Raw genomic sequence first — 21,339 nt, forward strand, 5'->3', positions numbered from 1 at the left:
GATCTGCTGTCATACAGTTGCGCAGTACCTTGAAAGCCTACGTCCAGCCATGATCATTTTTTACTAAGCTTGGTATGTTTTAGCTCGCAGCCTGCGAGTCGCATGACTACAAGGAGTCTGTCATGGGTCGTGAAATACCTAGAAAGTACATTAAACAGCAGAAATTTTATAAACGAAAAGAACTGGCCTGGTCGATTATTCACTACACGCTTGGGGTATCAGCAGGGGCATTTGCTTTCCTGGCAGCCCACACTGCAAGGCTCAACGCAGACGACGCCAGTGCGATGGCGATGCTGTCTGGGATAGTAGCGGCAGTGCTGACTTTTCTATCGCCAGCATCAAGGCGAAAAGCATATACGGAAGCTAGGGACTTAATGAGAATCGCGCGAATGCGATATCAGGAGGAAGGCAATCTTACGATAGCGCAGCTCATTGACGCGATGGAAACCGCATCTCAAGTTATGCGGCGCCGATAAGTAAGCCACCATCCCTTACCACCGTTACTACGCCCAGGCACTGGCAGGCCTTCCCTGAAATGCATACGTCTCAGTTTTTGCTGCTGCCTCTGCTTGTTGACCGTTAATCATGTTCGAGGAGCAAGTCACCAGCCAGTCCCAACTCCGCAATCAAAGTCCGCATGCTTTCAGCTTTTTGTGAGATCGGAAGACGATAACATCCAGAGGCTGGAAACTAAAAAGCCCAACGAAAGGTTGGGCTTAGAACCTGACAATCTATTTGAAGTAACCGGTTCGACGCAGCCGCAGGCTGTAGACCCAAACGGCAATCAGCAGGATTGCTTGCAGAGTGGACGGCAACACATGCCAGGCAACCTGCGCGTACATGCTGGCCGGTACTACGAAAATTTCCGGCAACATAAGCGGTATCAGCGTCAGCCCCAAAAGCAGTGCCCCCATGAGGCACCACGAGGATTTTGCGCTACGCACCCAAAACAACAGGCCGCCCGTAGCCAGCAGTAAGCAAGTCAGTACAGGGGGTAGCAGCATGATCAGCGCGATATCTCCTGTCCTGGCTAAGTCCCAGCCTTCATTGACCAGCCAATAAGCAATTTTGAGCGTCAGGAGCAGGCAGTAGGCCACTCCGAAGATGACCGGTGCCGGGCGTGAAGCGTTCCTTACTTGAAGCGTACTTGTGTCCATAATTCCAGATCTGAGTATATGACTGGCCAGCCCAATCGACCTGCGCAGTGTACCCGAGGCTCAGCGCATCACTAAGGGATCGACGTATCCGCCTGGGTCATCACCAGTCAGAAAGGAAAGAAGCTTTCCCCTCTAGAACTGGCCGACGGCATCAGCAGCACGCAATTCAGTGGTGACGCGCTGCACGCCAGGAAACTGGGTGAGCTGGAAAAAGGTTAAGCCCGCACGCGCCACGCCCAGTCTGTCTCGTCCAATTAACTATAACGCTCATGGCTGGAGTAACGCCCGCAGTTGCAAAGGAACCTCAATAACTTCTCTGGTAATCGGTGAGACACAAACGTGTGTAAGGCTAGAAGTAAATGCCATAACATCTGGCGTCAAACTGCCCTCGACTAAAAATGTGAACGAGTGAAGCCCAACACTGGAAACACTTACCTTAATTGAAAGCTCGTCATCCCAAGTGACCGGATGAAGAAACTCTAGCGAGAAGGCCCTTGCTGGAGGCAGTAAATTAAAACCTAGCAGCGTTCTTAATCCGGGACCGGACAGCCAAACTGTAAGTGCATCATGAACGGCCTCAACCACAAAGTACGAAAACCTAGGTGTATAGACAATCCCCTCCGGATCACAGTCGCCGAACAACACCTTCCTCTTGATAATCACTGAGTTCGGCAAAAGATCAATCCTTAATATTGAGTGACGAAGTTACAACAACCAACTCGCAGCTGCTGTTTGCCCAAGGACACGATACCTCCCTCCCTTCTCCACTGCATAGACGGTATAGCGGCCAAGGACGAAGTCATTTCTGAAAAAAGTCGTGATGCAGCAATCCCCAGAAGCCGCGAGCATCTAGACCGTGACCGGCTGGGTCGCCGCCGATGGACGTGTCTGGGGTAACAATGAACATATGCCGCGCTGGTGCGGCGCTATGTGACTTCAGCAAGCGTCAGCTCAAGGGAATGCTCCACTTTGAAGGTGTCGTGCGTGGCCGTCAGACTGTTAAGCAAGGAAAGACCAGGGCCCAAGCCTGTTTGTCGCCGGCGTCACGGGCATTCCAGCGCGCTTGCCACTCTTTGTCCTTTGCCAACAGGCCTTGGTTGTATGAGTCCGTCAGCGCCCAACCTGCCAGGGCAAGCAGTAGCAGCACCAGAGCGACCCCGCCAACCTTTATCGCCAGGGCGTTCATACCAGCACCTTCAGCGCCAGGTCATACAGCTCCTTGCGATCTGCAGCGCCATTTGGAATCCGCCCTGGCTGCCCGGTGTTGATGATGCTGCCAATGTCTTGAAAGCGGCCGGCGTCGGCGAGCTCGTTGAGCCCATGCTGCGCCCACCACCACGCGGCAGACTGAGCGGCCTGCTTGGTTGCTCAAGCAGTTCGGGCTGGATTTCAAGCGGCAGGCCCAGGCCTTCACCGGCTGCGCGGTAGTTGCTGCGGCCGGTGAGTTGAATCAGCCCGCGCCCGCGGTAACGGAAACCATCGCCAGAGGCCTCCGGGCCATTGCCCATACGCCCGCCGTAAACAGCATCGCCGAAGTGCTCCGGCTTGCCGCCCAGTTCATCCGCCCGCAGCACCAACGAGCGCCACCGGCTGCCAACAGCGGAGGCCTGGCCTATCTGGCGGATACGGTCGACGCGGTAGTTGAGGTTTTCCACAAGGTTGCACAGTTGGCCCGACTCATGACCGACCTGCGCCAGAAACGCAGCCTGACGCAGGCGGGAATCGATCTTCCAGCGGGCCATGGCGCGGTTGAGCGTAGGAACAAAAACGCCCGCGACTGGGCGGGCGCATTCGAACGCTGTAGTTACAGCTGTGGATTGAACGGGTATGGGTATTCAGCAGTGTCTATGTACGAACAAGAAGGCATGCGATCTGAAAGCAGCGACATGAACCCCTGGGGGGGGGCGTGCTGTAAACACCGTCATATGTGGTCTCCGGCGAGTTCCACATGCAGTGCACAATTGACCCTTGCTGGCCGTAGCAGCCCTCATGTACAGCACCTCTGAAGACAGTGCTACTGGTCCGTGCGTTCAGGAGCGATCAGCCCCTGCTTACGCAGGTAGACCCGCAGATCAGCCTTCGCGAATCCGCCGTTCTGCCAGAGCCCGACGAGCGTGGTGATCATCTGCAGATCAGCTGTCAGCTCCACGAACTCTTGGTTGACCTGGTAGGCGACCTTCTTGTCAGTGATGCCCATGTACGCGCAGCACCACATGAGCGCCCTGGTGTAGGCCTCGCTGACGTTGGCCACACACCCGGCAAGGACCGAAGTCGATGCAGACTTATCGCCACGGGCCTCGGTTGCCGTTTTGGACGACAGAGACGCCACGACCATGCGAGCACCCAACTCGATCATCATCTGGTTCTTGTCGGCCATGGCCTCCTTGACCAGCGTATTGGGCAAGGGCTGCGCATATGTAATCCGCCCGCTTGAAGGAGACGTCGTTGCTCATCGGGCGTATCCCATTTTGATAGAGGTGACGATCGCTTTGATCGGATAACGCTTGGCAATGAAGTAGCCAGCAGCATCGTTCATGTGGTCGTGCCCCTTCTTCGGATCTTTGTCAGGCTCGCCCTTGTCGTTGTAGGTCTGCCGCTCGAGGCAGAGAGTGAGCTGAGGGCACTGGTCGATATTGACCATCAAGCCGGCACAGCGAATCAGGTGCCCGCTCTTGAGCGTGATCAGCATGCCCGACTCGTTCGGCTTGTACTCACGCCACTCACGGGGGATAGCCTGCTTGAGCCGACGCCAGAAGACCCGGCGAGCCTGTTTCTGTGTCGGGGCGGCGTACCAGATTTCATCCTCGACGCTTTCGCCCCACTCCGCAGCCAGGCGGGCCGCGCGGCGCATCTCTGCCTTGCCGAGGAAGGTCTTACCAAATCGGCGACCACACACGGCATCGCGGAACCACGCACTACGCTGGAAGCCCCACACGTAAATGTTCGCCTGTTTTGGCGTCAGCCTTACCGGCGCTTCATAGGTGCGGGGTAGCGGGGACATTCTCGTCTGGCTCCAGCTTGTACTCAGCAACGGCGTACTGTTGGTCTGCCTGGGAACCCAACCGCCGGCGCGGAACGCTACCTGCTCGGCCTGGCCAAGAACTATCCGCCCCTGCTTCTCGAAGCTCGACGATGCCCACATAACCCGGATGTCTGCATCCAGTAGGTGGGTATGGTCTTCGTTGTGGATGCTGCCGATGTGGGCGAGGATCTCGGTTTGGATCCACTCCCACACTTCAAGGGCTGGGGCCAAGCGGATACCGAGGTCGGACAGATTGGTTAGCTCAAGCAGTGAGAGGGTAGGCACAGGCCTGTTCATTCGCTCACCTTCGCGATTCCGACATGACCTCAATGTGGCTCTTGAATGCAACCAATGCTGAGACGATCTGCTTACTGATCTCTAGGTTCTCTGCGATGCCCGCCTCATCCATTCCTTTAGCGAGCAGATTCACAGTTATCGACGCAGGCTCGACAACTATTGCGGACATGGTGTTCAGCACCAACCGAAGCGCCGCTTGGGCATGACTCGCACGAGGTGAAGCGTTAAACAGTGCAACCGGCTTATCAGGAAATTCATGGCTGGCCACAAGCCAATCTAAGGCGTTCTTGAAAGAACCAGGTATTCCACGAGCATACTCAGGGCACGAAATAAGGATGCCATCTACCTTACCCACCAAAGCCCGTAACTCTGCGACGATCTGCGGCGGATCATCAGCCAGATCCGGATCGAAGTGCGGTAATTGACCGACCGCCAGATAGTGCTTGATCGACACCCCCTCAGGGCTCAGCACCTCAGCCGCACGTAGCAGTGCGGAGTTAGAAGATGCTGCGCGAATGCTTCCGGACACCGCTAACAGTTGGACCATTTGTAAACATTCCATTCCCGTGAGATAGCACAGTGTCGCATACGTGAATCAGGACGATCTCAGACATGACTGGACCCCTGTCCGGGAGGCTCGTTCGGTCACCTCCCAGTCGGGTTGCTTGGTTGTCATTAAATTGCCTCTGAATTGTGGGATAGCCCAACATCGATAAACTGCATTGAGTTGAGTTATTCCAGTTCTGTTGATCTAGATACTGGGTATCGAGTTCTTAAATCACAGGAAATCGATAATGCAGCGCTCGACTAAAGCAATCATCCTCATCGCCCTACTAATGCTCCCCACTACCACTCACCATGATCTGGGTCTGTGTGTGGACGTGCCCATGCAGCATAGAAGTTACCTCTCGCGATATCCGCACCACAAAATGGCGCACCCGTGATTTGTGGTGCGGGCGCTGTTAAGCTCGCGACTTATGCCGCCATCCAAGGAAAAGGAAATGAGCTTCGACTGGCACGCAGGGCCAATTACCCGTAACACGCCGCTGGACAAGAACTATCGAAATACGCAAAAGGTGCGACAGTTCCTGACTGGAGAGTGCGGCGACGCATTCAAATTCAATCGCACCTTCATGGCTTGGATCAAAAGCGGCGAGCCAGTGACGATGGGCGATGTAGCAGATGAGTGGATACGTACCCGAGGCTGACCATGGGAAGGTCCGTTTGAGGGCGTCATCAGCTAACGTGAACGACGCCGCTCAACCCCATCTGGCCCATACCGGTAATCCTTCAAGCAGTGCTCGCAGTTCAGAGCCCGGCACAGCCAGACCTTCACCCTCTGCCAGTACGTGACCATGAAGACGTGCCGAACGCCGGCCAAGGCCAGGGAGGCGTATAAGGTCGCCTCGGCCACCGACTGGGACATGATCAGCCTATCGTTGCGTACCAGGAGCGCGTAGCCGCTCAGCGCGATAGTCGCGTAGATCAACTTCCCTAGCACCCCGTCGCGGACCTTCCCACTCAAGCAGCACCAGGTCGCCCATAGCGCGATCAGGCCAGCCGACCACGTTGCAACGTGGTCCAGGATCATGTGCCACCTCCCCCGAACTTCGAACGAATGAACGCCCAAAGGTCAGCAGCTTTGATTGCTCGGGTAATGGCAGCGATCAACGAGCCGCCGAAGGTGCCGAGCAGAAAACCGATACCGGCAACGCTGCGGGGCTCAACCACTCCCAGGTAAGCGCTTACCAGTCCAGTCAAGTAATGGGCGCAAACAGCACCCGAGAAAATGAAGACGGCCCAGGCTTTTCGGTCCACTAGGTCATCGCGGTGCCACCAGCTCGCGGCGAACGCACCAACCAATCGCGCGGTAAACCACGTATCAAGCCTGTCGAGCAGGCGGTACAGAAACTCCATGCGCTCGACTCCGTGGGCATGATTCGAGAAAAAAGGGGGGCATCGGAAGCTCAATGGGATTGAGCATTTCATGCTTTTTTTGCAGGAAGCAGAACGTCCGGCACAAAAGCCGGACGCTCATGAACGCTTACAGGTTGTCGTAGGTCATCCATACGCTGGAGTTGTCATTCCCAGGGGCCCAGAAAATACCAAGCCCAGCCGGAACCACCAGCTCATAAGGAAGAGTGTCGAAGTTGGAACCGGACGACGCCGCAAAAATTGCAGGGTAGCTATCCATTCGATGGCTGAGAGGCGGCTTCACGGTATCCGCATACAAACGGCCACCGCATGCTGAGACCGTACGAATGACGATGCCAGTAGTGTTTGCCGCAGGCTCTACAAGAGCATTGACGTATTGCCTGTAACCTACTTGGTTGATGAACTTGCTACCCACAGTAACTTGAGTCATGAGATATACCTTTTGAGTGAAATGAGTGGTGCGGATAGTGCCGCTTTCATGTCGCTCAAAGGCGATGGCTTGAAGCTCTTGGCTTTCAGTCAGCTGGCGACTACAGCCTGATACGGCTGAGCACCATCTGTTTATCTGGTGATGAGCATGTCGATGGTGCTGGTGTCGCAGACGTAGTTGGCCTTCTTGTCGAGGACCACGTAGAGAGCAGAACCTTTGGTGACAGGCACTTTGCTGGCCGAAAAGACAGCACCGTTACCTCTGCCCAAGCTACCGGACTGAAGAACCGTATCCCCCTGATTCAAAGACCAGGCAACGCCGTCACCGCAACTACTGTGAATACTGCTTACTCGCCCGAGAATATTGACCTCGCCCACCACAGGACTGGTCCAACGGATGACGGTCTGACTGCTCTGGCCTGGGTGAAATGCCACGTCACCAGCTGCAATGGTAAAGCTGCCGTTTGCCGTGTAGGTGTAAGGTTTCAGGTGAACCGACACGTGTGCCCCAGACACTTGATCCATCCAGCATGTAGCCTGGAGGTTACTGCATGAGTCGGCTTTGAAGTACGGCAATGGGACGTAGTTTTCGGCCTTGTTCACACCAGACGAGTTCTGCATAAACGACCAAGGAGAACCTTGTGGAGCACTCTCCTTTGCCAGAATTACATCCCTTGCCAAGTTCCAGGACATTGCTGTGTCAGCAAAGGCACTCATGCTGGCACCAAAAAGCGCCAACAAACCGAGCAGGGAAACACTGATAGTCTTTTTCATTTGGATTGCCCTATTGAGTCGAATGATTTGTCGCGGATGATTCCGCTTTCATGTCGCTCAAGGGCGATAGCTCGAGGCTCAAAGCCTTCACTCGGTCACATGCAGATCAGCACCTTTATCAAGCTGATACTCGCATCCTATGTACTCGAGCAGTGGAATGACTATCTCAACAAAACACTGTCTATTCAACCAGTATTTTGCGAGATACGTTTCATCCCTATAAATCTCATTCTTTCGATAAAATTCCCGACGTCGACACCTCAGCACATCGATCTCACAACTCCAGTCTCGCGCCACACTGTAAGCATTGATGGAGCAGAATGCGCGGGCTGCCTGTGTTGATTCCGTACGTCACACTATCCGGCTATCGACGTCCAGGCTATCCCGAGGGCTGTCCTGGCTACAGGTGAAATCGGAGCAATAAAAAACCCGGAGCAGTGGCCGGGTTCAGGGTTTTGTGTGCGTTTCGCGTTACTTCAGCAGGTGCTTCATGTTCATCACCGGGTGGTGCAGGTAGTGCCCGAACTTCTGCACCTGGAACGGCAGCGTGTCGATGGCGCGCAGTACCTTGCCGATCGTGGCCAGGCGCGCAGTGGACCGACCTAAGCCATGGCGCAGTTCGCCCAGGTCTTGAAGGTTTTGCAGGCCTGGTCTTTCGGGCCCGGCATGTCGGCGAGAATTTCGACTCGGTGCACCTCAATGCGGTCAAGTACCACCAACCCGCCAGAGCTGGGCGGCATAGTATCTGCCGTAATCTCTGGGGTAATCTCTGGGGTAATCTCTGGGGTAATCTCTGCTGTAGTCTCTGTAATAGCCTGCGGCTTTCTAGCACGCTTGCTTGCAGGCTTGCTGCATCCTTGTTTGCAGGATTCCTGCAAACTGGATTGCGGGTTTTCCGCAGACAAGTTTGCGCGAATGGCGTCGATGTTGACCCGGTAAAACAGACGGCACGGGACGCCCTTTTTCATCTCCTGCAGCGCCCCTACCTTGACCAACTTCTTGCGCGCACTCTCCTGGTCCGAACGCGTCACCCCCGTGTCGGCCTCCCACTCCTCCATGGTTTTGTAGAACCAGCCGTCCTTACGCCCTAACTCCTCTGCCGCGCTTCAACCTGCCGACATTCCTTGGCGAACGCCGGTAGGTGCGGTATGTCCTCTTCACTCATGATCTGGTCATCGAAAACTTCGCTGCTGGTATCGATCACGTCACCCAGCGCACTAACCAACGCGCCGAAGCTTTTATTGGCCCACTGCTCGCTCTGCATTTGGCGGGCGCCGATCAAGCCGTGGCGGCAGGCCAGTTCGTTGATGCAGTAATCGCGGAACTTCGGCTCCAACGCGTTGACCCACGGTTCCTCCAACCAGGACGGAATCTCCTGATCACCAGACAGCCAGCGGCCGGTGGCCTTCACGAACTCGCTTACGTCGTCTAGGCGAACGAGCTCCTCGAAGTCCGGGACCTTGGTCTGAACGATCTTCGCGGCGGGAACTCGCAGGCAAATCTCCCGGCTCAATGCTTGGGCGAAATCGTCCTGGCTCAAGCTGATGCGGGCGATCTGGTTTTGAGCGTGGGCGACCAGAACCTGATCACGGGTTTGTAAGGCATGTCTGGAACTGGACGTTTCCATGGAGCTCGCTCTCTTCTAATCTGGATTTACTGAGTAGGCTGATGGGCAGTCGCTCAGGCGACCATCTCGCCCCAGGAAAACGAGGGACAAAGCTGCTCCCTCTTAACTTCACCGCATGTGAGCGCTTCGATCTGAAGCGCCCTTGCTACCGGAACAGGCCGATCCTCCGAACACCACTGGCTAACAGTTGGGGTTCGAACATCAAGACGGCTGGCCAGCGCTATTTGGCTGCCCAAAATCCCGGCTGCCTTCCGAACCGCTTCTGCTGGTGTCATGGATTTTCTCTGGTTTGTCACGCGCTAAAAAAGGCATTAGCTAACCATAAAAAGCCATTGCCTACTCAACAACCGACTAGGCTTAATTAGGCAATGCTTACAGGAATAGAATTAGGCGCAGCCATCGAGCAAGCTCGGGTCGCCAAAGGCGTTACAAAGAAAAAGCTCGCCGAAGATTTCGGCGTGGCGGGCCCCTCTGTCCAAGGCTGGGTAAAGACGGGGCGAATCGACAAATCTAAGCTCATGGAGCTGATTGCGTATTTCTCGGATGTCGTTACGCCTGCGCACTGGGGGTTGAGTGAGCGGATGGGGGATATTCTGAGCGTCGCTGAAGCTCCAGTGACCAACGACTCCTCACGAAAGGCAGGCGTCAAGCTCTCCAACATCGAGACCTGGGATGACGCAACCCCGCTCCATGACGATGAGGTCTACGTCCCTTTCCTGCGGGAAGTGGAACTGGCGGCTGGCTCTGGACGGTTTGTGATCGAAGAAAGTGACACCGCCAAGCTGCGCTTCTTCAAGAGCGATCTGCGCCGTAATAATGTGCAGTTCAGCAACGCAAAGTGTGTGATCGCCCGCGGCAACAGTATGTTCCCCGTGCTACGTGATGGCGCTACAGTCGGCGTGAACACCGGCAAGAACTCGTTTGGCGATATCGTCGACGGTGACCTCTACGCGATCAACCACAACGGCCAGCTACGCGTGAAGCAGGTCTACCGCCTGCCTACTGGTTTGCGTCTGCGAAGCTTCAATCGTGACGAGCATCCGGATGAGGACTACACCTTCGCCGAAGCCCAGGAGCAACAAATTTCGATCCTGGGCCATGTGTTCTGGTGGGGGATGTTTGCTCGCTGACCCTCAAGCTCCACGGAAGTGTTGAATGCCAAAGAAACAACCATCGCATAGCAAAGCAGCAACTGCTGCTGATATCGAGCGATCCATCCAGGCCCTCAACAGAATGGCCGAGAGGCTTTGGGGTGAAGGTAGGGAGGTCGAAGCGAAAGCCCTCCTGGACGCACTGGATGGATTAAACAGGGCCTTGGATCGAATCAGGATCGGCGAAAGTCGCAAGGTTAGGACGCTTCATTAAGGAGCGCGGCTCAACACAGTTAAAAGCATTGAGGCTTACAGCGGCTGGGTGCTGCAGGTTCTGCGCTATCGCGTGGCTCAGTTGGAGCAACGGCAATAAGCGGTGCCGGCGCGCACAAGCGCGGCCAGCAGTTGGCGATCCGCTGCGCGAAACTCCGTCGCGAAGGTCTGTCTCTCTCCGAGGTCGCCCAGGCCACCGGCATCAAGAAGGAGCAGGCCAACGCCAAGATCACCCTGGGCGAGCGGCTTCTCTCGCTGGTCGAGTCGTGATCGCAATTCTCTTCTGGCGTAGCTCCTTCCCTGCCCTCGCCCTCTGCACCGCCGCAATGCTGATCAGCACCCTCGCCGATCACTTCCCCCAATAACCCACATCTTTCAAAGCTGCGCACCTGCGCGGCGGGAGATAGTCATGCCTGTACCTAACCTCGCCCTTTGGGAAGAGGTCGAAAAGACCGACCCCAAGTTCACCAAGGAATACACCGGCCCCGGTGGTTTCACGGGTACCGCGGTGAATGCCCAGTACCTGGCCAAGCGCGCCACGGAAAAGTTCGGCCCATGCGGTACCGGCTGGGGTTATGACGTGATCGAGGAGCGTTTCGACATCGGCGGCCCACTGCTGAACAAGGAAGGCGTGGTGCTGGCCCATGCCCAGGTACACACCCTCAAGGTCGCCCTGTGGTACCTGGGCGACGACGGTGAACGCAAGACGATCACGCACTACGGGCACACGCCCTTCATCACCCAGAACCGCTTCGGCATCAGTACCGACTTCGACGCGCCGAAGAAGTCACTCACCGATGCGATCGGAAAATGCCTGAGCCAGTTGGGCTTCTCCGCCGACGTTCGTCTGGGCCTCTACGACGACATTCACTACGTCAACGAGCGCCTGGGTGAAGCCGAGATCGAGCGTGCCGAGGACAAGATCGAAGCGAAGGAGCGTCTGGCCGCCGAGTACCGCGAATGGCTGGCTGAGACGCTCCATCTGATTGGTACCGCGCAGTCGCTCAATGAGCTGCAGCAGCTCTACAAATCGGCCATGCGCAAGCTGGACCTTCGTCAGAACGATCCAGAACGCGAAGCCCACAAAATCAAATTCACCCGCGCCAAGGACGCCCGCAAAGCGGACCTTGAAGACGCTATGGAAGGTGCAGCATGACCGAACTCTACGCACTGACTGGCCAGATGGCCGAACTCGCTGCCCTGGCAGATACCGATGATGAAGGGCTCCGCCAGGCCATCCAGGACACCATGGACGGCATCAAGGGCGAGTTCGAAGTGAAGGCTGACAACATCGTCATGTTGCGCCGGAACATCGAGGGCGACATCGACGCCATCGACAAGGAAGTCGACCGCCTCAACGAGCTCAAGCGCATCAAGAAGAACACCGTGGGCCAGATCAGCGACTACCTGCGCCGGAACATGGAAGCCGCGGACATCAAGTCGATCAAACGACCGCTGTTCACCATCACCCTCGCCCTTTCGCCAGAGAAGGTGATCGTCGATGACGAGAAGGCCGTACCTGACGAGTTCGTGTCGCTGAAGAGCGTGATCACCCCGGACAAGAAAACCATCGCCGTCCGGCTCAAGGAAATCCGCGATCACAACGAGGCGGTGCGCAAGCGAATGGCCGCCGGCGAGGACGCGGAAGCCGAACTTCTGGAAGAACCAAGCTGGGCCCACCTGGAGCGCGGCGAAAGCTCGATTCGCATCAAGTGAGGTAACCATGACCAACAACTTCATCCTGGTCTGCTCCGAGCGCTAGGCAGAACTGGAGGCAGCTAAGGCTGCCTTCTTCATGTCTGGGAACAGCATCGAAGTGCTTGAGCCGTTCAAATTCAAGCCACGCGACCCACGCAAAGACATTGATAGTCCGCTTAGCAAAAGTGGCCCGCGAGGCAAACACAAGCGCACCAGCGAAAGCCACTTCGTTCAACGCAAGGCCTACGTCGACACCATCCGCGAGCTCGCAAAAACCATGACCATCGACCAGGCCATGGCTGCCACCAGAAAGTCCGAGTCAGCCATGCGTCGGGCCTCCCATGAAGGCGGGTTCACGTTCAAGAGCAAGGTCGTGGATAGGGAGCGGGATTTGAAGCTCATCGAGCGCCTGGCGGCCCTGCGGGACGCTGGAGTGTCACGTATCGCGGCCTGCAGGAAGGTCGGGATCTCTGACACCCTGTTGAACCGCCTGGTGCTCGACTACGACTTCAACTTCCCAAAGCGCTGGGAGAAGCGAGCTTGAGGCGCTTCAGCAACCGCCCGCAACAGCGCAAACGTCAAACCTGGTCGACGATACCGGCCAGCGGCATCGAAGAGGTAGACCATGGCCAAGACTGGAAAAGAGCGATCTGCGAAAACCGCCGCGAAGCGGATCGAGTACGACGAGAAGGAGTTGCGGCACCGGTGCCGGCTTGGCACACGCAACATTCTCGAAGAGGTCATGGCCTGGAATGAAGACACCGAACAGGCTTCAGTGATTGAAGGATGCCTGCGGTATGTGCATTCGCTTGGACCTGAAGGTGCGCGGAAAGCACTGAAAGCGCGCCACGAAATCGTGATTAGCGAAAACGTGGCGCGGGAATTTCACAATCAGAGCTTGGCAGAACTTAAGCGTGATCCGGGTGATGAGATTGTTTCGCCAGACTGAGCCAAGCGAAATCAATCTGAGTCGGGCATCGTCTTCATAGCACTCAAGACTGATAGATTAGCCAGCAAGCCTAAGCGCGCTAAATCTGGCTCAGTGGGCTTGTTCTCCAATATAAACATAGCAACTACCCAAGACTTAAGTGCTGGGGTAAAGCTCTGATAATAATCTGGAGGCGTTTCTTTCTTGACACGGAAATTTTTTTCCATGTAACCGTATACGACAGTCAACGAATCAGATGCACAATGTGAGGCACCATCAGGAGATGATGGCCTCTTAGGCAAACATTCATCGAGACTAGCCCTCATGAGCTTGAGGACGTTCATCTCCTGATTGTTATCCTCAGTTATCAGCAACTCGAGTTTCTTTTGATAACCGGCATCAAAAACTTGGTTCCTCCCTACTAATTCATCGGGGATGACAGGCAATTTCGATTTCGGCGCCTGGCAACCAGATATCGTGAACGCAACTGTTATTGCAACAAGCATTCGCTTCATCAAAAACCCTTATCCATAAGCTTTAAGCGTTTGCTCTATCGTAGCAAGCGATCTATTGCACCCATAGTTTATCTGTCGCATCCAGCCACGGAGGGCGGCGCATGCATGGAGAGAGCCATGGCGAATTTCTACTACCAGATCAAAGGACGCCAGCCGGCTGGACCGAACCGCGAAGCAGAATGGGCCTGGCCGCCGGTGTTCAGCGGTATGGTCGAGGCCGATAACCGCAAGCTGGCAAAGGCGCAGATCGATGAACTGTACGAGCGCCAGTTCCCGCAGCGGGTCTTGCGCACAGACATGACTGATCACGCATACCTCCTGCACATCCAGGAGCTGCACGAGCACGACACCTACCTGCTACGCCGCTTCGAGGACACTGCCTGCAAGGAGTGCGGCACGGTGTTTAGGCTGATCGACAAGTACAACGACCCGAACACCGAAACCACCAGCCATGACTACTGTACGGAGGCCTGCAAGCAGGCGGCGCGATTCCGGGATGTTCAGGAGTTCCGCTTAGTCAACGAAGGCAGAGCGCCAGCGGTGATCTACCAGGTCCGGCAGAAGTCCACTGGACGTGTCTACGTCGGCCAGACCACCCAGCCGTTCACGCTGCGCTGGTGGCAGCACGTAAGCAATCCAACCGCCTGCAAGTTCCATTCGGCACTGAGTAGCTCGGACATCACCGACTGGGAGTTCTCAGTGATCGAGGTGATCGCCTATCCCCAAGACTGCGTCAATCGAGCGGCCTACATTACCCAGCGGGAAAGCCATTGGGTCGAGGCTCTGTCGGCGGTAGACGCAGGATTCAACACCATTCGCCCTACCGGGGCAGTCGATCAAACACAGATTTCGCTGCCTCTCGCAGGCTTGGCCTGACTATCCAGCGCTACCTATTTGCGTTGTCCAGGCGCCACTGGGCCAGCTCTTTCAATCGGCTATTAAATAGGGCCGAAAATCTTGGCTGCAACACGTGAGACTCAACCGTCAGTTCCGGTCGATTTTCTGCAAGCAATCGCTTGAGACCAGTCTGGAAATCGCCTGAGGTTACAAGCTTAATGGCCGCTTCGACTGGCCCATGCTGTCTGTTCATCCTTTCCCATATGGTCGGGCTGTACTTGATCCGATGGCACTCCTGGATGGCCTCTTCGATTGCCCTCGCAAACTCTGCTCTCAACGCGTCCATGATTTCCCCTGAAGTAGTCCATATGCCTATTTGGCCAAAGTAGCGTAGTCCACACTTCTTGACGCGCGCCACCCCGATGAGGGCGGCTCACCCATGGAGAAAAGCATGAGCAACTACAACTGCGAATACGTTCGCCAGCATTACAACGTGCCGGCCGAGGTCGGGCGCCGGGTGATCGCCAACGGTGAGCCAGGCGTGATAATGGCCGACCGCGGCCACTACATCGGCGTCATCCTCGACAGCGACCCGAAGAAGCGCATAAGGAACTACCATCCGACCTGGGAAATGCAGCACGGCGAGATGACCGAGACGCTCCCACTCAAAGAGTGGCTGGTCCTACCGTTCAACCATGACTGAGATGATCTCTCCTGGAGTAGAGAGGCCCGAGAAGACCTGGTCAGAGTTTGGGCTGCGAGCCGACGCCAGGCCAAGTACAAGGTCTATGAACGACTTCAGGATTACTGCCACAGCATCAAGGCGATGCTGCACTTCAAAGTTCGGCGCGCCTAACCCGCCCCACCTATTGAGTTAGCGGATTTGCATCACCATCACAGCACTCGAAGATGACGATTGTCGATCCAATATCTCCAAGCCACGTGGGCGATGTCACACAGATCATGCTGCGCGCCATCCTTGTCGGTGAGAATCCAGGTGGGAAGTTTGTTCAGGCCTTTCTGGTCGGAATCGGCTCTATCCCTGAGCCCAAATGTCTGTGGCTGGTTTTTAGGATGCTTGACATCGTTTGTAAGTAGCCTGCAGACGTCAAGCGCTGTCCCGGCTTCCATATCTACGAGTTTGATTGCAGCGATAACCTCTGTAGGTTTCTCCATTCCTCGCTGCTCTGCGACCTTGTCAGTCATATGATTCAAGAAAAAAAGGACGGTGACCAATCGGCGGTAGATGAACCTATATCGTCCGATATCGACAGGAAGGTCTTCCTGGTATTCGAACCAAAACTCTTCAAATGCAGGCGCAGCTAATTCTTTGAAATAGCCCTGCGCATCACGTAGCCATTGTCGAGGCAGTGCAATAGGCACTGCGACAGGAACAGCAGCCGGAGGCGGGAGTGAGAGCAGTTAATTTAGCGCTCCTACAATTAACTGCTGTGATATCTTCCTTTCCCTTTGCAGCGAGATTTATGGGCGCAGAACCCGGGTTGAGACATACCCTGTACAACTAAACTTAAGCACTGCGCTCAAAAATCAAATTCGCCGATTTACTGTGTCGGAGTTCGTTGGAGTTGCATGATTTCCGTTGGAACAGCTTTGATTTGTGGATTAGACCCATAGACTTTTTCAGTGAGTTCCAGGCATGCGGTTATAGCCTTAGCTCGTGCCTCACCTATGACACCCGCAGTTTCGAAGCTCTTCTCTAAATCCCGTTTTTGTTCATCACTTAGATTAATCCCCTTCACTTTTTCGACAATCTCGGCAATCTCTGCTTTGGTTGTTACTGAGAATTTCGAGTTAGTACTCGCTACCGTGAGTTCGGTAACACAGTGAGTGTACGCGACCATGACATCAGGCAAACAAGCTGCCACATCTGCATCTCGGTAGTAATAGACGCGTTCGCCAGCAGGGCAAGCTTTTCTTTGTTCGATACCAAGCACAGGGATTTTTCTTGGAAACAGATAAGTGCAACCGGTCATTGTAATAGGAATCAATACAAGTAATGCAAGTGCGACAGACTTTTTCATATTCCTTCTCCATGGATGACTGCTTACTGCTGGGGAGCCACGATAATGGCTACCAAGAGCATGGTAGCGATAAGCTATTAATGCAAAGTTCCCAAAGGTCGTATTGAAATCAATCGGAATTTTTTTATCGTCTAAAGCGTTAAAAAATCGTCGCTACTCTCGAACGCATTGACACACCGAGTAGAAGAATGTGGCTGCCTTCCACCCTTCAATATCAGCCGCTATAGCGGCCAAGGACGAAGTCATGCCTAAAGAAATGAAGAAAGCGTGGCCAGACCACTACCGCTACATCGACACAATCGGGCCAGACGGCCTTGAGGTCCACTGCATCACCTACCAGGTGATTGGCGAAACCGCACAGTGCTACTACATCGGCGACAAGTAGACCTGCGACCTCATCAAAGGCCCGCAATACAGCTGGACCGCCGACGCAGTGAAGAAGCGCCGCAAGCGCGTAATGAAGGACGGTGGCAACTGGGGGCGTCGCTTCGCTTACACCGACAAGGCGCTGGCTTTGCGCTCGTACAAAGCACGCAAGTCCTGGCAGATGCGACATGCCCAGTTGTCGCTGGAGCGCGCCCAGGCAGCTATCGGGTACTTCGGCAATCTTGAAGTCGAAAGCACGATTCCGGCCGAGGCAGTGATCATCCCTAACGACTACATCCAGGGCTTGAACTGGGGGGATTACTTATGATCCTCCCCGCCCTCTACATGCTCTACCTGATCTACCTGATCTACCTGATCTACACGGGACCAAGGCCATAAATGACGTTGCCGAACCTGCGCGGCCTAGACCAAATCCAGCGTTACCCATAACCGTAAATGCACTTTTGGTTCATTGCCCGAGGTTAGGCTGGACCGGAATCAGATCCTGAACTTTTGCGCAAGAGTAGGTGTTGGAATAGTCGAAGAATTTCGGCCTTAATTCGGAGCCGTAGCTCATACATTGGAACGCAGACGAGCCTTTTTGCAAGATTAGAAAGTGAACCGTGCCGACTCTTGCTGGCGACTGGTAGGCGGCTTTGATCTCATAGCCACTGCTTAACAGATCGGTCACCTTTTGAGTTTCTGCCAAGGCCAATGTGCCAGTGACTAGTAGGCCCAGCAGCGAGATGCTCAGGGCATTTTTTGCAATACGATTCGTTCTTGGCATGAATCCGTCATCCGTGAAGTGAAAATGCCAAGTTACCTAAGTTCAACAAAACCGTCACGGCCCAAGCAAGCTGAGTCGTAAAACTCAGCGGACTGGTCACACTCCGACAGGACTGGTCAAGAAGAGTCCACCCGACCCGAGAGCCCAGGACTTGAAATGAAGGACTAGGCCGGGCGAACGCTGCAAACCACAGCCAGGCGCAACGCCAGGGCAAATCAGCAACACCCTCAACAATCGGAAAGCCTGCCGGCGATGGCGGGCGAGAGACACGCATGTCCGACATAAAAGTTCAGTGCTGCCGCCGCAAGAACAAGCACATGGAAAGCGAGCGGCTAAAAGTGCCAAGCAAGAAGTACGGCTCGGGCGTCAGCGACATGATCTGTCCAAGGTGCCGGTGCACCACCTACTACCGGCTGCAGGCCGAATAACCACCTTCTGCCGCTACGCGCGGCGTGGATACCCTATGGACATTCAATTTTTATCGCACCAAGAGGTCGGCGAACTGACCGGAGCAAAGACTAAGGCCGGGCAGATTTCCGTGCTTGTTCGAAACGGAATTCGGCACACCATCAAACGCAATGGCTGGCCTTGTGTGATCACCGCGACGCTTACAGGCAACCCTAACGAAGCGAAAGAGAAGCCCACATGGAAGCCTCGCAAGGCGGGATAAAGGCAGGATAAATGGGACGCAGACCAACAAAGCCAGGAAGCATATCCCGGCTCAGAGAAAGGAAGCGCGGCAAGTTGGTGTATTTCACTTACGACCTGGGTGGCAAGCTCTGACCAGGCGTGAATCGGCGCCTGTACGCGCCAATCGGGAGAAGGCTCTATTTAGTGCGATCTGGAACTATGCCCGTAACAAGGGCTATACAGCTCTCGCCCCCCCCTGCACAGGGATCAAGGGTAACAAGGAGACGGGGCAAGACAACTACGTTGAAGACGAACTATTCCAGAGGGTTTACGAAAAAGCTGATGTCGGGCTCCAGGACGCAATGGACCTCTTCTATCTGACCGGTCAGCGCATTGCCGACACATTGAAAATGGATGAACGCGATATTCGCGATGGCCGCTTAGCTGTTCAGCAAGGAAAGATCAAAGCAAAGCGCCGCATCGAAATCACTGGCGAACTGAAGATTGTTCTTGATCGAATAATGGCGAGGAAGGACTCCCACCAATTCCGCTCGACGCGGCTGATCGTTTTGGAAGATGGCACACCATTGACGGTGGCCATGCTACGAAGAAGATTCGACCTTGCTCGAGAGGCGGCCGGGGTTAAAAAGGCTGATTTTCAAATGAGGGATCTGCGCGCAAAAGCAGGCGCGGACAAGTTCGAAGCTAGCGGAGATATTCTGCAGGCACGCGACCAGCTTGGGCACACAACTGTCGTCATGACCGAGCATTACATTCGCAATCGGATAGGTAAGAAGGTCACGCCTACAAAGTGAATTGCGGAGCAGTATTTGAAATTGCGGAGCAGTTCAGGATAAGGCTCACTCAAAAAAACCGTGCAAGCCCTTGAAATAGATGGTGCCCGAAGCCGGATTCTAACTCAGGCAAAAAACGCCATATTTTGCTGGGTCAACCTCAAGCGCCGGCTTTCCGATGTACTACCTGCTGTACTATTTTTCCGGCGCTGGCTCAAATCTTGAGCTGCGCTGAAACTGATGATACGCCCTTCCCCGGCGTCCTGCCGAACGAACACCAATCCCCTATTTACCCAGCCCGTCATAGGCCTGCATCAGAGTCGCTGGCACGGAATTCTCAGCACTGCTCCGTCATCCGACAAGAACTCAATGTAGTTATTGATGGTTGGCGTGCCGACTGTAGTGGCCCCTACTTGAATGCGGCCAGTCCCCTTTGGTAGCAACCGAAGGTTGATATTTGTATCGCCGCCTGCGGCAACAATAAATGGAGCAGAGCCTGTGGGCGCCCCGGACGCTTCAATTCTATTGGCTGCGTTTGCAGCGTCTCGGATACCAAACTGAAGGCCACCAGGGGTATTGAAAAATGTGTTTGCCTGGCTATCAATCCTGAGATGTCCAGATGAGTTTGCAAGCTGAGACTGCCCAGCCTGCACGCCAAGATAGACAAAAGGATTTGCTGCACCCAACGTGTTGCCAGAGTTCGTAGACACTCCAAATATGCGGCCGTTACCCTCAACTATCTCGGTACCATATCGGCCGTTGTTGAGGGTGGTTGTTCCGGAGCCCTCGATTACTCCACCATCTCGGACAAATAGCCCACTACCATCATTCGCTGAAGTGGTGCTATCGAAAATCCTGCAGGTCGAGTTTGACAGGCTTGCAAAGCCTCCGATCTTGCAACCGCTTGCGGAGATTCCAGTGCCAACAAGCACAGAGCCATATTCTGCCTGGAACCCAAAGCCCCATGGCTGTCCCGCCGCATTGGCATTATTGGAGACTGCGCCGTCGCAAATGACGGTAGACCCACAGTACGACCAGATCCCCACATCACCGGATTCTGTGACTTGAGCGTCTGGACAACGCACAAATGACCCATAGCGGGCAGCGATCCCATAGAACCAGTTGCTTGTCCGGATGTTTGAACCGGTGATAATTGTTGCACCCGAATCAGCAAGCAAACCTATGCTGTTGTTCGGCATCTCGGCTTTCGAAGGGCGCGTAAGAAGGAACCCGTCAATAAAGCCAAGAGAGTGCCCCATCGAACACGCCAATGCGTCGAATGTAGATGCGTTGGCAACCGTAAGAACGCATAGCGTTGGGGTTGCCTGATTGCCTAAGATCCGGATTTGAATGCCCTGTGGGTGGTTCAAATCGACAGTTGTAGCGAGGGTGTACGATCCATCAGAGACCTGAACGGTTACCGTTGCACCTTTGGCAATGGTCTTCGTTCTGAGCCAGTTCATGGCCTCGCCGAGCCCGGCAAAATGAGCAGGCACAAGCACGGTCAAGTCTTCGCTGATTATTCCGCCGACTAGATCCTGAAGAACACCCGGAACTCCAGCTCCATTTACATAGATGATGTTGGCCGCATTGTTCACCGGCCCCTGGCCAGTCTCAAGAATTCCAGAAACATAGGTCTCGACAGAATTTTTAGTGGCCGCATCTTGCGGCTCTACCGGGTCTTTCACGCTGGCAATTCGACGGTTCTCGGCAAAGAAGTAATCTCGACCGAAAGGCCGGGTAAGTGCCCGCTTGAAAGTGGCTAACCCCTGCTGAATTAGCATGGTCAGTTTGTCGAACACATCCTCATGCGTTTCCGCCAGAAACTTGCCCTGGTTGCGCAGGCTGGTTTGCTGAAACGCTTCCATTTCCCTGGAGACGACCAGCTGGCCAGGGCCAGCCAAGGCTGTGTTCGTCACGACGCTTCCGCCGTTATCGACTCCGGCGCCATTTACCGTGTAGTGAGTACCAAGGCTGAGTGTGCTGCTTACGCCAAGCGGATCGACGTAAGTGACAACCAGATCCTCATTGGCCAGGAATTTGAAGTAAAACGGGAAGTTCGTAGTAACCCCATTGGTCACAAACTCGGCGATGCTATCGACTGTGTTTACGGTCACGGGCGTGACTCCTTTTTCTC

Annotated in this window: 29 protein-coding genes and 5 pseudogenes; 15 read left to right on the forward strand and 19 right to left on the reverse strand. The window is 54.9% G+C overall.

Features of this window, described 5'->3' with window-relative positions:
* Window positions 1-122: 122 nt before the first annotated feature.
* Window positions 123-476 (forward strand): hypothetical protein, encoded by a 354-nt coding sequence (locus KHO49_RS16235; RefSeq protein ID WP_110596591.1) that lies wholly within the window; start codon window positions 123-125, stop codon window positions 474-476.
* 255 nt (window positions 477-731) lie between these two features.
* Here the strand turns inward: KHO49_RS16235 and KHO49_RS16240 are convergent, their stop codons facing one another.
* From KHO49_RS16240 to KHO49_RS16275, 7 genes and pseudogenes are all read right to left on the reverse strand, one after another.
* Window positions 732-1,157, reverse strand: coding sequence for a hypothetical protein (locus KHO49_RS16240; protein WP_110652662.1), 426 nt, complete (start codon window positions 1,155-1,157; stop codon window positions 732-734).
* A gap of 267 nt (window positions 1,158-1,424) precedes the next feature.
* A complete protein-coding gene (locus KHO49_RS16245) occupies window positions 1,425-1,832 on the reverse strand; it encodes an acyl-CoA thioesterase (RefSeq protein WP_102882589.1) in 408 nt (135 codons plus the stop codon).
* A 316-nt stretch (window positions 1,833-2,148) separates the two neighbouring features.
* Window positions 2,149-2,343, reverse strand: a complete 195-nt coding sequence (locus KHO49_RS16250; RefSeq protein ID WP_110596589.1) for a hypothetical protein — start codon at window positions 2,341-2,343, stop codon at window positions 2,149-2,151.
* Window positions 2,340-2,986: pseudogene (locus tag KHO49_RS16255) on the reverse strand (glycoside hydrolase family 19 protein). The gene KHO49_RS16250 and the pseudogene KHO49_RS16255 overlap by 4 nt, the downstream one beginning before the upstream one ends.
* A gap of 188 nt (window positions 2,987-3,174) precedes the next feature.
* Window positions 3,175-3,594: pseudogene (locus KHO49_RS16260) on the reverse strand (DUF4055 domain-containing protein); the annotation flags it as partial.
* 621 nt (window positions 3,595-4,215) lie between these two features.
* A pseudogene (locus KHO49_RS16270) lies at window positions 4,216-4,476 on the reverse strand (putative metallopeptidase); the annotation flags it as partial.
* Between the two features lie 4 nt (window positions 4,477-4,480).
* The gene (locus tag KHO49_RS16275; RefSeq protein WP_110596587.1) at window positions 4,481-5,023 is read right to left on the reverse strand and encodes an NADPH-dependent FMN reductase; all 543 of its coding nucleotides are present in this window, start codon (window positions 5,021-5,023) and stop codon (window positions 4,481-4,483) included.
* 454 nt (window positions 5,024-5,477) lie between these two features.
* On the opposite strand from KHO49_RS16275, the gene KHO49_RS16280 reads away from it, so the two are divergent.
* Complete coding sequence (locus KHO49_RS16280) at window positions 5,478-5,684, forward strand: DUF6434 domain-containing protein (RefSeq protein ID WP_110596586.1); 207 nt, start codon at window positions 5,478-5,480, stop codon at window positions 5,682-5,684.
* Between the two features lie 32 nt (window positions 5,685-5,716).
* On the opposite strand, the gene KHO49_RS31045 is transcribed toward KHO49_RS16280, so the two are convergent.
* The 7 genes and pseudogenes from KHO49_RS31045 to KHO49_RS16310 all read right to left on the reverse strand — a co-directional run bounded on the left by KHO49_RS31045 (window position 5,717) and on the right by KHO49_RS16310 (window position 9,516).
* On the reverse strand, window positions 5,717-6,067 hold the full coding sequence (locus KHO49_RS31045) for a hypothetical protein (RefSeq protein WP_249735655.1): 351 nt from the start codon (window positions 6,065-6,067) through the stop codon (window positions 5,717-5,719).
* Window positions 6,064-6,393 carry an MFS transporter gene (locus tag KHO49_RS16285; protein ID WP_213665322.1) on the reverse strand — a complete coding sequence of 110 codons (330 nt, stop codon included), beginning with the start codon at window positions 6,391-6,393 and terminating at the stop codon, window positions 6,064-6,066. The genes KHO49_RS31045 and KHO49_RS16285 overlap by 4 nt, the downstream gene beginning before the upstream one ends.
* 127 nt (window positions 6,394-6,520) lie before the next feature.
* Complete coding sequence (locus KHO49_RS16290) at window positions 6,521-6,841, reverse strand: hypothetical protein (protein ID WP_041117060.1); 321 nt, start codon at window positions 6,839-6,841, stop codon at window positions 6,521-6,523.
* 131 nt (window positions 6,842-6,972) lie between these two features.
* Window positions 6,973-7,614: a hypothetical protein gene (locus tag KHO49_RS16295; protein WP_213665323.1), complete on the reverse strand. Its 642-nt coding sequence runs from the start codon at window positions 7,612-7,614 to the stop codon at window positions 6,973-6,975.
* A 605-nt stretch (window positions 7,615-8,219) separates the two neighbouring features.
* A pseudogene (locus KHO49_RS16300) lies at window positions 8,220-8,345 on the reverse strand (phage replication protein); the annotation flags it as partial.
* A 356-nt stretch (window positions 8,346-8,701) separates the two neighbouring features.
* The gene (locus tag KHO49_RS16305; RefSeq protein WP_213665324.1) at window positions 8,702-9,241 is read right to left on the reverse strand and encodes a DUF8585 domain-containing protein; all 540 of its coding nucleotides are present in this window, start codon (window positions 9,239-9,241) and stop codon (window positions 8,702-8,704) included.
* Window positions 9,242-9,294: 53 nt separating this feature from the next.
* Window positions 9,295-9,516: a transcriptional regulator gene (locus KHO49_RS16310; protein WP_213665325.1), complete on the reverse strand. Its 222-nt coding sequence runs from the start codon at window positions 9,514-9,516 to the stop codon at window positions 9,295-9,297.
* 93 nt (window positions 9,517-9,609) lie between these two features.
* On the opposite strand from KHO49_RS16310, the gene KHO49_RS16315 reads away from it, so the two are divergent.
* From KHO49_RS16315 to KHO49_RS16340, 7 genes are all read left to right on the forward strand, one after another.
* Window positions 9,610-10,371: a S24 family peptidase gene (locus KHO49_RS16315; protein WP_213665326.1), complete on the forward strand. Its 762-nt coding sequence runs from the start codon at window positions 9,610-9,612 to the stop codon at window positions 10,369-10,371.
* A gap of 25 nt (window positions 10,372-10,396) precedes the next feature.
* Window positions 10,397-10,606: a hypothetical protein gene (locus KHO49_RS31050; RefSeq protein WP_110596581.1), complete on the forward strand. Its 210-nt coding sequence runs from the start codon at window positions 10,397-10,399 to the stop codon at window positions 10,604-10,606.
* Between the two features lie 131 nt (window positions 10,607-10,737).
* Window positions 10,738-10,875, forward strand: coding sequence for a hypothetical protein (locus KHO49_RS16320; RefSeq protein WP_213665327.1), 138 nt, complete (start codon window positions 10,738-10,740; stop codon window positions 10,873-10,875).
* 139 nt (window positions 10,876-11,014) lie between these two features.
* Entirely contained in the window at window positions 11,015-11,761 is a 747-nt protein-coding gene (locus KHO49_RS16325; RefSeq protein ID WP_102863177.1) for a hypothetical protein, read from the forward strand.
* Window positions 11,758-12,321 (forward strand): siphovirus Gp157 family protein, encoded by a 564-nt coding sequence (locus KHO49_RS16330; protein WP_102863176.1) that lies wholly within the window; start codon window positions 11,758-11,760, stop codon window positions 12,319-12,321. Before KHO49_RS16325 ends, KHO49_RS16330 begins: the two co-directional genes overlap by 4 nt.
* A gap of 79 nt (window positions 12,322-12,400) precedes the next feature.
* Window positions 12,401-12,847 (forward strand): hypothetical protein, encoded by a 447-nt coding sequence (locus tag KHO49_RS16335; protein ID WP_249735656.1) that lies wholly within the window; start codon window positions 12,401-12,403, stop codon window positions 12,845-12,847.
* Between the two features lie 81 nt (window positions 12,848-12,928).
* Entirely contained in the window at window positions 12,929-13,252 is a 324-nt protein-coding gene (locus tag KHO49_RS16340) for a hypothetical protein (RefSeq protein WP_213665328.1), read from the forward strand.
* Window positions 13,253-13,263: 11 nt separating this feature from the next.
* Here the strand turns inward: KHO49_RS16340 and KHO49_RS16345 are convergent, their stop codons facing one another.
* On the reverse strand, window positions 13,264-13,746 hold the full coding sequence (locus KHO49_RS16345) for a hypothetical protein (protein ID WP_213665329.1): 483 nt from the start codon (window positions 13,744-13,746) through the stop codon (window positions 13,264-13,266).
* Window positions 13,747-13,863: 117 nt separating this feature from the next.
* Here KHO49_RS16345 and KHO49_RS16350 point away from each other — a divergent pair, with 117 nt between their 5' ends.
* Complete coding sequence (locus KHO49_RS16350) at window positions 13,864-14,622, forward strand: GIY-YIG nuclease family protein (RefSeq protein ID WP_213665330.1); 759 nt, start codon at window positions 13,864-13,866, stop codon at window positions 14,620-14,622.
* 412 nt (window positions 14,623-15,034) lie between these two features.
* A pseudogene (locus tag KHO49_RS31055) lies at window positions 15,035-15,439 on the forward strand (hypothetical protein).
* A gap of 38 nt (window positions 15,440-15,477) precedes the next feature.
* Here KHO49_RS31055 and KHO49_RS16360 read toward each other — a convergent pair.
* Together KHO49_RS16360 and KHO49_RS16365 are read right to left on the reverse strand one after the other, a co-directional pair.
* Window positions 15,478-15,966 (reverse strand): hypothetical protein, encoded by a 489-nt coding sequence (locus KHO49_RS16360; RefSeq protein ID WP_213665332.1) that lies wholly within the window; start codon window positions 15,964-15,966, stop codon window positions 15,478-15,480.
* 179 nt (window positions 15,967-16,145) lie between these two features.
* Window positions 16,146-16,625, reverse strand: coding sequence for a hypothetical protein (locus KHO49_RS16365; RefSeq protein ID WP_213665333.1), 480 nt, complete (start codon window positions 16,623-16,625; stop codon window positions 16,146-16,148).
* Between the two features lie 244 nt (window positions 16,626-16,869).
* Here KHO49_RS16365 and KHO49_RS31060 point away from each other — a divergent pair, with 244 nt between their 5' ends.
* Window positions 16,870-17,010, forward strand: coding sequence for a hypothetical protein (locus tag KHO49_RS31060; protein ID WP_249735658.1), 141 nt, complete (start codon window positions 16,870-16,872; stop codon window positions 17,008-17,010).
* A 48-nt stretch (window positions 17,011-17,058) separates the two neighbouring features.
* On the forward strand, window positions 17,059-17,319 hold the full coding sequence (locus tag KHO49_RS31065) for a hypothetical protein (RefSeq protein WP_249735660.1): 261 nt from the start codon (window positions 17,059-17,061) through the stop codon (window positions 17,317-17,319).
* 141 nt (window positions 17,320-17,460) lie between these two features.
* Here KHO49_RS31065 and KHO49_RS16375 read toward each other — a convergent pair whose 3' ends face one another.
* Window positions 17,461-17,778: a hypothetical protein gene (locus KHO49_RS16375; RefSeq protein ID WP_170003572.1), complete on the reverse strand. Its 318-nt coding sequence runs from the start codon at window positions 17,776-17,778 to the stop codon at window positions 17,461-17,463.
* Between the two features lie 463 nt (window positions 17,779-18,241).
* Between KHO49_RS16375 and KHO49_RS16380 the strand changes: the two genes are divergently transcribed.
* Both KHO49_RS16380 and KHO49_RS31370 read left to right on the forward strand, forming a co-directional pair.
* A complete protein-coding gene (locus KHO49_RS16380; RefSeq protein WP_213665334.1) occupies window positions 18,242-18,448 on the forward strand; it encodes a DUF4224 domain-containing protein in 207 nt (68 codons plus the stop codon).
* A gap of 322 nt (window positions 18,449-18,770) precedes the next feature.
* Entirely contained in the window at window positions 18,771-19,223 is a 453-nt protein-coding gene (locus KHO49_RS31370) for a tyrosine-type recombinase/integrase (protein WP_349628965.1), read from the forward strand.
* A 293-nt stretch (window positions 19,224-19,516) separates the two neighbouring features.
* Here the strand turns inward: KHO49_RS31370 and KHO49_RS16390 are convergent, their stop codons facing one another.
* Complete coding sequence (locus tag KHO49_RS16390) at window positions 19,517-21,319, reverse strand: hypothetical protein (protein ID WP_213665335.1); 1,803 nt, start codon at window positions 21,317-21,319, stop codon at window positions 19,517-19,519.
* Window positions 21,320-21,339 lie beyond the last annotated feature (20 nt).

Origin of the sequence: Pseudomonas sp. RC4D1 (genome assembly GCF_018390395.1) — a bacterium.
GTDB classification, from domain to species: domain Bacteria; phylum Pseudomonadota; class Gammaproteobacteria; order Pseudomonadales; family Pseudomonadaceae; genus Aquipseudomonas; species Aquipseudomonas danubii.